Annotated in this window: 12 protein-coding genes; 7 read left to right on the forward strand and 5 right to left on the reverse strand. The window is 30.4% G+C overall.

Annotated elements, in window-relative coordinates; translation table 11 throughout:
• The first annotated feature begins 11 nt into the window (after positions 1–11).
• Positions 12–929: a biotin--[acetyl-CoA-carboxylase] ligase gene (locus QZN45_RS04110; RefSeq protein WP_292608500.1), complete on the forward strand. Its 918-nt coding sequence runs from the start codon at positions 12–14 to the stop codon at positions 927–929.
• Here the strand turns inward: QZN45_RS04110 and QZN45_RS04115 are convergent.
• The 3 genes from QZN45_RS04115 to QZN45_RS04125 all read right to left on the reverse strand — a co-directional run bounded on the left by QZN45_RS04115 (position 919) and on the right by QZN45_RS04125 (position 3,029).
• Complete coding sequence (locus QZN45_RS04115) at positions 919–2,073, reverse strand: TIGR03576 family pyridoxal phosphate-dependent enzyme (RefSeq protein ID WP_292608496.1); 1,155 nt, start codon at positions 2,071–2,073, stop codon at positions 919–921. The genes QZN45_RS04110 and QZN45_RS04115 overlap by 11 nt on opposite strands.
• Positions 2,074–2,403 carry a hypothetical protein gene (locus tag QZN45_RS04120; protein WP_292608493.1) on the reverse strand — a complete coding sequence of 110 codons (330 nt, stop codon included), beginning with the start codon at positions 2,401–2,403 and terminating at the stop codon, positions 2,074–2,076.
• 104 nt (positions 2,404–2,507) lie between these two features.
• The gene (locus QZN45_RS04125) at positions 2,508–3,029 is read right to left on the reverse strand and encodes a FumA C-terminus/TtdB family hydratase beta subunit (RefSeq protein ID WP_292608491.1); all 522 of its coding nucleotides are present in this window, start codon (positions 3,027–3,029) and stop codon (positions 2,508–2,510) included.
• A 559-nt stretch (positions 3,030–3,588) separates the two neighbouring features.
• On the opposite strand from QZN45_RS04125, the gene QZN45_RS04130 reads away from it, so the two are divergent.
• Positions 3,589–4,041 (forward strand): DUF308 domain-containing protein, encoded by a 453-nt coding sequence (locus QZN45_RS04130; RefSeq protein WP_292608487.1) that lies wholly within the window; start codon positions 3,589–3,591, stop codon positions 4,039–4,041.
• Positions 4,042–4,198: 157 nt separating this feature from the next.
• The gene (locus QZN45_RS04135) at positions 4,199–4,738 is read left to right on the forward strand and encodes an N-acetyltransferase (RefSeq protein WP_292608483.1); all 540 of its coding nucleotides are present in this window, start codon (positions 4,199–4,201) and stop codon (positions 4,736–4,738) included.
• Positions 4,739–4,775: 37 nt separating this feature from the next.
• Here the strand turns inward: QZN45_RS04135 and QZN45_RS04140 are convergent, their stop codons facing one another.
• Entirely contained in the window at positions 4,776–5,603 is an 828-nt protein-coding gene (locus QZN45_RS04140) for a DUF4013 domain-containing protein (RefSeq protein ID WP_292608480.1), read from the reverse strand.
• A gap of 271 nt (positions 5,604–5,874) precedes the next feature.
• Here QZN45_RS04140 and QZN45_RS04145 point away from each other — a divergent pair, with 271 nt between their 5' ends.
• On the forward strand, positions 5,875–6,570 hold the full coding sequence (locus QZN45_RS04145; RefSeq protein WP_292608477.1) for a hypothetical protein: 696 nt from the start codon (positions 5,875–5,877) through the stop codon (positions 6,568–6,570).
• 60 nt (positions 6,571–6,630) lie between these two features.
• Positions 6,631–8,595, forward strand: coding sequence for a phage holin family protein (locus QZN45_RS04150; RefSeq protein ID WP_292608474.1), 1,965 nt, complete (start codon positions 6,631–6,633; stop codon positions 8,593–8,595).
• 66 nt (positions 8,596–8,661) lie between these two features.
• On the opposite strand, the gene QZN45_RS04155 is transcribed toward QZN45_RS04150, so the two are convergent.
• Complete coding sequence (locus QZN45_RS04155; protein ID WP_292608471.1) at positions 8,662–9,444, reverse strand: hypothetical protein; 783 nt, start codon at positions 9,442–9,444, stop codon at positions 8,662–8,664.
• Between the two features lie 399 nt (positions 9,445–9,843).
• Here QZN45_RS04155 and QZN45_RS04160 point away from each other — a divergent pair, with 399 nt between their 5' ends.
• Complete coding sequence (locus tag QZN45_RS04160; RefSeq protein ID WP_296811284.1) at positions 9,844–10,560, forward strand: transposase; 717 nt, start codon at positions 9,844–9,846, stop codon at positions 10,558–10,560.
• The coding region (locus QZN45_RS11075; protein ID WP_394346760.1) for a hypothetical protein at positions 10,538–10,677 on the forward strand (140 nt) is incomplete at its 3' end. The genes QZN45_RS04160 and QZN45_RS11075, both read left to right, overlap by 23 nt.

The following is a 10,677-nucleotide window of genomic DNA, read 5'->3' on the forward strand; positions in this document are numbered from 1 at the left end:
GAGATAATTAAATGCAAAAAGAAATTGTTAACTTATTAAAAAAAGAAAATAAACTTTCTGATGATACAATAAGTGAAATAAAAGACATTGATTTAAATGATTTTTCAAACATTGTAAAAGAACTTGGAAAAGAGGATACCTCCTACATTAAAGCATCTGAAATTTCAAAAGACCTGGATACTGAATACATTGGTAAAAATTTATATATCTACAATGAAGTTTTGTCAACAAATACTATTGCAAAATTCTTATCAATGAATGATGTTGAAAATGGAACTGTCATTATCTCCGAAAAACAAACCCAAGCAAAAGGAAGATCAGGTAAAGTTTGGGAATCTCCTTTAGGTGGAGTATGGTTATCAATCATATTAAAACCAAATGTAGACCATTCCAAATTACCTTTAATAACATTGGCTACCGGAGTGGCTGTTGCAAAAACTCTCGAAGAAATCGGTGTTGAAAACCCTGAAATCAAATGGCCAAATGACATCATAATTAATGATAAAAAGGTATGTGGAATATTGACTGAAGCCGTAGCTAAATTCAATACCATTGAAAGCGTTATTGTTGGAGTTGGTATTGACGCTAATCTTGATGTTGAACAATTCCCTGAAGAATTGCAAGAAGGAACAACAACACTGAAAGCGGAACTAAAAAGAGAAGGCAATGAAAATCATTTAATAAAACTATTCCTAGAAGAATTTGAAAAAATCATTGGACAATTTAACAATGAAGAATATGAAGACATCTTAAAAGAATGGAGAAAACGTTCATATTCAATTGGAAAAATTGTAGAAGTTAGAGAACCTTTCAATACTTATTATGATGCATATGTATTGGGTATTGGTAAAGAAGGAGCTCTTGTTGTTGAAAAAATTGATGGAACCTTAGAAAAAGTAATTTCTGGAGAATGTATAATCAAGAAATAAATACAATCTCCCTACATTCATCTTCATTTGAAACTGCTTTCTGTAGTTTCTTAAATGAAGATTCTATTTTTTTATTCAAATCATTTAAATTTAGTTTAAACGCATCTTCAGTTGATAGGTCAAATCTTATTGTTGCAGATGCACCGGGCATTGAAACTGCTGGAATAGTAATAATTCCATGGTCTCTTAATAAAATAAAAGAAAATACAAATGCCAAATCATCATCTGATAAATTATGTTTTATGTTAATCTCCTTGGACAAACCTTGAGGAGTTATCATCACTCCAGTAGGTGTCTTTTCGAAATTTTCAAAATTAGAATTCAGTAATTCAAATAAATCATCTTTTCTTTCAAGACTATTAATTAAATTATCTTCACTGAAATTTTTAATTCCATTTAACATAGCAAGAACAGCCGGAGGTTGCGCTTCAAGACCAAACTGATTTACCTTAACTTTTATTTCATCAATTAAATCTTCACAACCCGCCATAAGCCCCCCTCTTGGACCAGGCATTAATTTATCTGTGCTTGTAATGGCAATGTCTGCTCCCAAATCACAAGCTTTTGCTTGGTTAAAAATAACGGTTCTTAACCTTGCACCAGATGCATCATCCACCATGACAGGAATATTTTTTTCGTGAGCCATTTCAATTACTTTTTTAAATTCATCTTCATCAATTACCTTATGATCCATTGTGGAACCTGTAATTACAACCAAAGATGTATTTTCAGGAATTGAAAACTCATCAAATTTATCAGTTTCTGAATAATTAGCCCCAACTAATGCACAGCTTCTCGGAATAGATGGGTGGGCAGGCAACTCTGCCAAATAATGAACTACATTAGAGTCTTTATTTACTATAGTTAAAATTGTAGCAAGAATTCCTGATGAAGTTCTATTTAGTGGGATGACCTTTTCCCCACCCATATGTTCCACTCCAACCTTCTGAAGGGCCTCTTCAAAAATAGCCGGACCGACATAGGTTTCCAATAAACTAAGTTCTGAAGGACTGGCAATAAATCCCCCTGACAGTCCTGTCAAATCAAATAAAGAAGAACGACCAGCACTTCCAACTATATTTTTAATAATTGAAAGCGCATTTTCCCTCTTTTTAACTTCATCCAAAGAATTATTAACTATCATTTAATCAGAATCATCCAATTGCAATTTATAATCTTCAAAGAATTCGATGATGGATTTTAATTGTTTTTCAGTAATGTCAACAGAAGTATATTCTTCATCCTCTGGAATTTGATAGTAATACTCTGCAAATAAAACTTTACCTTCAGGACTTGTAAATATGGTTATACCATCAGTAAGTTTATCAGGATTCTTATTTTGGAATTCAATTTCAAAAGAAGTACCAAATTTTTGAGAAAACTTTTCTTTCTCTTCAGGTTCCCTATTACATTTCCTAATTTTTGTCATTCTAGATTTTAACTTTTTTTCTGCAAGTTCATCAATATCAGCCATAATAATCACTTCCTATTTTTTAATCTCAAAGTAGCCATTATTAAATTAATTAAATATACTTTACATAAAATTATATATAAGTATTCCCCATCAATCTTTAAAAATCAATCATACAGACTATTTCCCTCACTATCCATTGCAACTATAAGTGGGCCAAAATCTTTAACTTTTAAATTCCACATGGCTTCTGGCATTCCCAAATCCAACCAGTTCACACTTTCAATTTCTTCAACAGCATCAACATATAATGCAGCGCAACCACCAGTAGCTACAACATATAATGCCTTATTTCTAATTAACGCTTCTCTGACATTATCATCCATTCCACCTTTTCCTATGACAATTTTTGGACCCATATCCAAAACATCACTTTGATAAGGATTCATCCTCATTGATGTGGTGGGACCAATAGCCACCATTTTATACTTCCCATCTTCCTGAGTAATAATTGGGCCAGCATGGAAAAGAACAGCACCTTCAATATTTAACGGAGCCCCTCTTTCAAGCAACCTTTTATGAGCCTGATCACGAGCTGTTAATATATTTCCAGTCAAATAAACAACATCACCAGCTTTTAACTCATCCAAATTTTCATCTTTAATCGGAACATTTAACTTTCTTTCCATTTTTACACCTAGCAAGTAAAAATTATATTCATATTACAAAACTATGACTATATAAAATTTTAGATTTTAATATAATTAATAGTTATGAAAAACTAGATTTAACTTGAAAACCATTTTCATCACCACCCTTGTTTCCAAGCAAATAACATCAACATAATTAATAGTTATTTTTTTAGATTTAATTAAATGAACCAACTTTAACATTAACAATAATGATTCGAGAAACATATCCACTTTTAAAAAAATGGTGTATATGAAAGCACATTCTCTTAACAGATTAAATGTTTGGTATATTAATGCAGATATCATATCCCAAATAAAATGTTGAAATACTAAAACTACATACAAAATATGGTCATCTTAACATAACGGAATTATTAAAAAATCTTCAACTTCACTAATCATCACTTTCAATCCGAATCATGGAAAAAATATTTTCTTAATAAAAATTAAATAGTCTAAAGAAAATAATTAATAACATAAAAAAGCATACTGCTTTTTTGAATTTTTATATTTTTCACGGGAAAAGGTGAATATAACAAAATTTGGAGGAAAAAACATGGAGGCAAATAAAATATCCGGGATATTATCTATAATTTTAGGATTAATTTTTATAATTTTCCCAATTTTTAGTTCAGGAGTAGTGTCCATTATTATTGGAATAAGTTTGTTATTCTTTGGTATAGCATTAGTATTAGCCGGATTTACAGCAAGCAATATCATTATTGGTATTCTGTCAATCATATTCGGACTGCTATTCATATTTAACATTGATGCATTATCATTCATTTTAGGATTACAATTCTATATTATTGGAATCATAATCCTTTTAGCTGGTATTCTTGGTCTATTTTCAGATACTCAAACATCAAAACTTGCTTCAGTATTGATGATAATTCTCGGTATAGTATCCTTTATTCTTGGAGGATTCTCACTTGGCCAACCGCTTTTCGCTGCAATTCTTATAGGCGTAGCTTTAATCATCCAAGGAATAAGATTATATCTAGAATAGTAAATTAATAAGCAATCTTTTGATTGCTTCTATTTTTATTTTTTTAAAATCTTTTTTTCTTTATTTTCAGAAATAAATTAAAAAACCAATTTTTTAACTCCGTGATTAATATAATGATTTGAAAAATTTTATACACCAAATATTAAAGGGAGAAACAATGGAATATTTGAATTTCAATCCCCAAATTCATGATATAACTAAAATTGCAACATTGAAATATAATGTAGACTTTAGAACATATGACAAACTTTTTTGTTCAAAAGAAAAAGCAATTGCTGCTCTTGAAAAAAATCTAAAAAAAGAAGAATGCATTAAGGTTATTTATGATAACGAAGACCTAATTGGAATGTTAGTCGCATATACTCATGACAACCAACCCACATTTCATTTCAGTTCCATTAAACTGTTAATTGTTGATATACTGGACTATTTCGTTATTTGTGACATTAAAAAAGATGATGTTTATATTGCAGAAATAGCTATCGATGAAAATCAAAGGTCAAAGGGTTATGGAACAAAAGTCATTAAAGATGTTATTGATTATGCTCAAAAAAAGGGATATAAAAGAGTTATCCTGGATGCTGATTTCAGAAATCCAAAAGCAAAGGCATTATATGAAAGGTTGGGATTTGAAGTCTACAATAAAAAATCTTTTTTAAAAAGAGGCATGTACAACATGGAATTTAAACTTCCCTAAATTTTCAAAAAAAAGAAAAAAAGAATAGCTTAAAATATTAAGCTATATCAGAATATAATAATCCAACAGCTCTTTGAGCAAAGAATGCCAAGTATGGGGCGATTATAATTGAAAGAATTGATAAAATTGGTATAATGCTGAATAAAGCTGAAAAAATCATCTCAATAACTGCAACAATTATAATAACTAATAAGACTAAAATTATTACCTTACCGATACCAATTCTTCTTATGTCTTTTGCCGCTTCAAAAACATTTAAAGCCTCACTTAGACTACCAGTATTTGCTAATCTTGCTTCCGCCATAGTTTGTAGGAATGAGAAGATTACAAATACAACTACGGCAACAGTGATAGTTATTGTTAAAGAAAATAGCAAATTGACCAATGCCTGATATATTGCATCAAATGCAATAGCAGAAGAAGATCCCATATATGAATAGGTGGCCTGTAAATAAATTTCTTGAGCAACAATCATAGCATTACCGTAAACATTTGTCATATATCCTACAATTACAGTAATAAAAGCAGGAATTACAAAGTACACGATTGTGACAATGAAATTATTAAAACCGGTGATGAAATTTTCCCACCATTCAAACCCTGGAACTTCATCAGATTGTTCAATTCCAGATTTAATAACGCTGATTAAATAACCATACATTACCCATCCAATTAACAGTGAAATAATGACAGCCATTCCACCCCACATAAAACATTCGGGGTTAACAAATCCTAAAACATAAACTACTGTTCCGAAAAAAGAAAATCCAGCAGCCACTAATGACAATAAAACATAAATTAATAATGTTTTCATGTCTTTTGAAGGAAATACAAAAGCATCCTTAATTATTTCTATTACATCCATATTAACACCATTTAACTTATTTAATTAAACACTCAATAAGAGATATTAATAATTTATTTTAAAAGTAATATTTATAAGTTGGTTAAATTGAATGAATAATTTCTTAAATTTACTTATTTTCATTTAATTTTTATATATTATAAAACACTATCTTTAATATAACATAGGATTGTTTTATACATGTTTAAAATGATTATAATGTAGAATCAGTCAAAAGTTGGTTCTAGAAAAAATAACTTATTAGTCACTAAAAATAATGAAGGTATAATCGATGGATAACAAAAAAATAATAATTATAATTGGCATAATACTTTTAATCATTATAGCAGGTGTTATTATCGTAATGCTAACCTCAGTACAATATGAAAAAATTGATATAACACCAAATGGAACAACCATAGAAGTTCCTGCCAATCAAACCAAATATAACGGAAATGTCGAAGGTGCCAAAATATGGAATTGGAACAATGGAATATTGGTTACATACAATAGTCATGAGGACCAAAGTATAATCAAAGTAAGTGAATTAGGTTTCAATACCCTGAATAATCTAATAAAAAATGGGGAAAGGCAAGACATAGACGGTTTTACATGTTATGTAATAAATGCTGATCAATTATTAGAAATTCACATATTCGATATCATTAAGGTAAATTATAACGGCAAATTCTATTGCATTCCATTATCTAACGAAACTACTCACGACAACATCATAATCTGCTGCAACGACAAGAACATGGCAGTCCACATGGCAAAATCAGTACAGTACAAAAATGTTTTCCCAGAAAAAACAGATACCCTTTCCACCATGAAAAACATGACTGGAAATTTACAATCAAAAGCAAACGATTATGCAAATAATACCAATTTAAGTAAGATTAAATCTACAATAGAAGAAGAAACTGGAGTTAAATTAGATGATGCTAAAAACAAAATAGAGCAATATACCGGAAAGTTACCCGTTTAATTCACATAAACTAACTGAAAAATTTAGAAAAATTAAAACAAAAAAGGAACAGGGATTAGTATGGAAATTTATAAAGAAAAACAAACCCCAAAAAGAAGTATAAAACGAAGTTTGATAGTATTTATTGGAAATGTCTTAGGAATTTATTTAATAAGTGTTTTAGGATTAGGAGCAGAAGTTAGTCAATTTGATGACATTATCTTTTTAGTACTATTCATTAGTTTAATTAATGCACTACTTTGGCCTATTTTAACAAGAATAGCAATGCCATTTCTAGTTTTAACCTTCGGTTTCGGAACACTAATATTAAACGGACTCCTACTTCAAATTTTCGCACCAATATTTGATATAGAAATTAAAGGTGCTGCAATGATTCTTGCCCCATTGGCCATGGCTGCTGTTACAACCATACTGTCCTCCCTAATAACAATTAATGATGATAGTTCATATTACAGATCTGTTTTAAGAGATGCGGAAAAGAAAAGAAAAAGCAATATTAAAGATTATCCTGGAGTAATTATTGTTGAAATTGATGGACTTGCCTACGAAGTTTTATGTGAAGCAGTCGAAAGAGGAGAAATGCCTACTGTTAAAAAAATGATTGAAAGTAAGGAATACAATCTTAGAATGTGGGAAACTGACCTATCCTCCCAAACCGGTGCAAGTCAGGCAGGAATCCTCCACGGAAACAATGAAGACATTGTTGCATTTAGATGGATAGAAAAGAACAATGACAATCAGATGATGCAATGTTCTGGAATAACTAAAGTACCTGAGTTAGAACATAGAATTTCAGATGGAAATGGATTGCTTGTTGATAATGGAGCAAGCAGATCAAATTTATTCTCAGGGGATACTGACAATGTAATATTTACATTCAGTAAGATAATGGACTTTAAAAAACTATACAATAAGGCATGGTATTCAGTATTCTCCAATCCAAGTAATTTTGCACGTATAGTCGCCCTGTTTCTTGCAGACATAATACGTGAAATATGGTCACAGATTGTGCATTCAGTAAAAAACATCAGACCAAGAATAAAACGTGGAATAGTATACATCCCAACAAGAGCAGCTACAAACGTATTTATGAGAGAAATCAATACTTCAACATTAATCGGAGACATGATGATTGGAGATATTGATGTTGCATACTCAACATACTTGGGTTACGATGAAATAGCCCACCACTCAGGAGTTAGGGATAATGATGCATGGTTCGCTTTAAGAGAAATGGACAAACAAATCAAACATTTAACTGATGCGAATAAATACTGTCCAAGAGACTATCAGTTTGTCATTCAATCAGACCATGGCCAAACAAATGGTGCTACATTTACCCAAAGATACGGTGAAACATTTGAAGACTTTGTCAAATCATTACTTCCTGAAGACATGACCATGTTTGCAAAAATGACCTCAAATGATGACCACTTTGCAGGAGACTATACTCCATTTTCAAGAAAAAATAAAAAAATTAAAAAAGAAAAAGAAGAACAACAGGAATTAAGTGACTCTGAAGTTATCGTATTAGCATCAGGTAATCTTGCAATGATTTATTTGACTCAATGGAGCCAAAGATTAACATACGAAGAACTCAATAACTTTTTCCCTGAATTGATACTTGGTATCATAAACAATGAATATGTCGGTTTTATTTTAGTCAAATCTCAAGAACATGGTGATTTAGCTATTGGAAAAAATGGAACTTACTATCTTGACAGCGGTGAAATTGAAGGAGAAAACCCTCTTAAAGGATTTGGAAACAATATAGTAAGACATTTAAAAAGAACCAGTTCCTTTGAACACACCCCAGACATCCTAGTTAACAGTTTTTATGATGAGGAAGCTAATGAGGTATGTGCTTTTGAGGAATTAGTTGGAAGCCACGGTGGAGCCGGCGGAGACCAATCCAAACCGTTCATATTGTATCCTTCAAGTTGGAAAGTCAGTGATGATGAAATCATTGGTGCAGAAAACATTTATAAACTAATAAAAGAAAATTTAGCTGAATTAAAAAAATAAGATAGATATACCTGCAAAAATATCAAAGAATAGAAAAAGGATATGGAACTATTGATAATCCATATCTTACTTATTATTTTTAATTAATGATTCTAATTCATCCAGACGTTTATTTAATTCATTTTCACGTTTTTTATAATGTCTTGATAAAATTGCAACCGTCAATGTTGCAGTACCAACACCAGATATTGTGTATCCTCCCCAAACTAAAAATATTGCAGTTAATTTACCAATACCTGTGTTTCCAAGTATTGCATAACCATTACTTGTAAATGCATTTGAAACCATAACCAATGAATTTAAAGGATCAACATTTTCTGCAAAACATGTAACAATAAAACTAACAAATATAATAGAGAACAATAATATAATAGTAATCCCAAGACTATTTGTCTCCGTATAATGCCTAAACTTACCATAATATACTTTAATTAAATAAGCATAAACAAGAACATGTATTGCATAAATCGGCAACAATACAATAGATTCATTAAAAGCAATGAGTGCTATAGATTCATAAGGTATTAACAGGAAAAATAATACTCTATTCTTCCAGGAACTATAATCCAAAGTAAAAGCAATATATAATGATACGAGCAGTTGTACAACAGCAACCCCCATAAAATCATTTCCAGGAACTACAATAATGTATAAAATGAAAACAAAGAAAATTAACATCATTACCAAGTAAAAAACTTGTCTTAATGTTTGAACTTCTTCTTCAGGAAAATATTCAAGCGGATTTAAAACCCTGCTTTTACCGTCCTTTAATTTTTTAAAAATTAATTTTCCGGCAACAAATAATGCACCAAAAATTAAAATTGCAATAACAAATTCATAAATAATCAAGAAAATATCCATAAGTATAATTTATCAATTCATATATTTAATTGTTAATTTTAACTTTATTGTGCAAGAATTCTCCGGCTTCTTTAAGCCGGGGATAAATTGCACATTTTAGTGGGTTAGTGTCTATATTTTTTTATGTGGATGGGGTGGTGAGATTAGTTTTCAAATGCTCTCGGATAAATGCCATATAATATGTAGGTTTATAATATGTAATATAGAAAGATGGGGGAAAAAACTTCAATAAGTTACTTTTTTTCCTTTCTTTTTTAAAACACGGTTTCATAATAATATATTCTAAAAAAAAAAACAATCCTTTTAGTGATTATATTTTTTTTAGTCATTAAGATGATGTTTTAGGATTTTATATTTTAATAAAATGTGAAAAAAAAGATGTTGAATATGTGCGATAAAACTTTTATTTTAACGGATAAGGTTGAATTTGTTCCTGATGAAGAGATGGAAAAGGAATTATGGTTTAATAAAAAAATAGTTAAAACATTAAAAAAACATTATCCTTTTCTAAAAGATGCTGATTCTACCTGCCTTCAAGCATCCACTGATAGACTAATAAAATCCTATGAAGGATATTATGACCACAGAACCAGCGCTCCAAGATTTAAAAAACGTAAAAAAAATCCAGTAACTTCAATTACCCTGCGAAACAATTTCTATGATACAAAAGAAGGTAATGTAGGGGCCATTAGGTGGTTGTCTGAAAATGAATTACGAGTAACTAAACTGGGAAAAATAACCGTTAAGCATAGAAGACACATCAAAGGCCAAATCAAAGAGGCTACATTAAAATACGAAAACGGACGCTGGTACATATGTATAGTATACGAATTAGATGAAAATAAACATGGTGAATTTTCCTATGGAGGATTATATGTCGGAATAGATGTTGGAATAACTGACTTTTTAACCTTTTCCAACAGAAAAGTGATAGCCAAACCGGACCTTAAGAAAATAAACGGAAGAATACAGTATTACCAACAAAAACTCGACGGCAAAAAAGAAGGCGGATCCAACTGGAAAAAAACACTAAAAAAACTCCACAAAAAAACTCCACAAATGGATAAGAAAGAAAAACAACATAGTAAACGACTATTACCATAAAATATCCTATAATATAGCCAAACACTGCCAATTCATAGCCATGGAAACACTCAACATTCGAGGAATGCTTAAAAGTAACTTAAGCAGAAGCATACATGAAATCGGATGGGGAAAACT

This window comes from uncultured Methanobrevibacter sp. (assembly GCF_900314695.1).
Taxonomy (GTDB): Archaea; Methanobacteriota; Methanobacteria; order Methanobacteriales; family Methanobacteriaceae; genus Methanocatella.

Excerpts from the sequence above, each read along its gene's own strand:
- QZN45_RS04125 (WP_292608491.1), bottom strand. The coding sequence starts at position 3,029 with ATGGAAAGAAAGTTAAATGTTCCGATTAAAGATGAAAATTTGGATGAG.
- QZN45_RS04140 (WP_292608480.1), bottom strand. The coding sequence starts at position 5,603 with ATGGATGTAATAGAAATAATTAAGGATGCTTTTGTATTTCCTTCAAAA.
- QZN45_RS04160 (WP_296811284.1), top strand. The coding sequence starts at position 9,844 with ATGTGCGATAAAACTTTTATTTTAACGGATAAGGTTGAATTTGTTCCT.
- QZN45_RS04110 (WP_292608500.1), top strand. The coding sequence starts at position 12 with ATGCAAAAAGAAATTGTTAACTTATTAAAAAAAGAAAATAAACTTTCT.
- QZN45_RS04150 (WP_292608474.1), top strand. The coding sequence starts at position 6,631 with ATGGAAATTTATAAAGAAAAACAAACCCCAAAAAGAAGTATAAAACGA.
- QZN45_RS04145 (WP_292608477.1), top strand. The coding sequence starts at position 5,875 with ATGGATAACAAAAAAATAATAATTATAATTGGCATAATACTTTTAATC.
- QZN45_RS04115 (WP_292608496.1), bottom strand. The coding sequence starts at position 2,073 with ATGATAGTTAATAATTCTTTGGATGAAGTTAAAAAGAGGGAAAATGCG.
- QZN45_RS04135 (WP_292608483.1), top strand. The coding sequence starts at position 4,199 with ATGGAATATTTGAATTTCAATCCCCAAATTCATGATATAACTAAAATT.
- QZN45_RS04120 (WP_292608493.1), bottom strand. The coding sequence starts at position 2,403 with ATGGCTGATATTGATGAACTTGCAGAAAAAAAGTTAAAATCTAGAATG.
- QZN45_RS04130 (WP_292608487.1), top strand. The coding sequence starts at position 3,589 with ATGGAGGCAAATAAAATATCCGGGATATTATCTATAATTTTAGGATTA.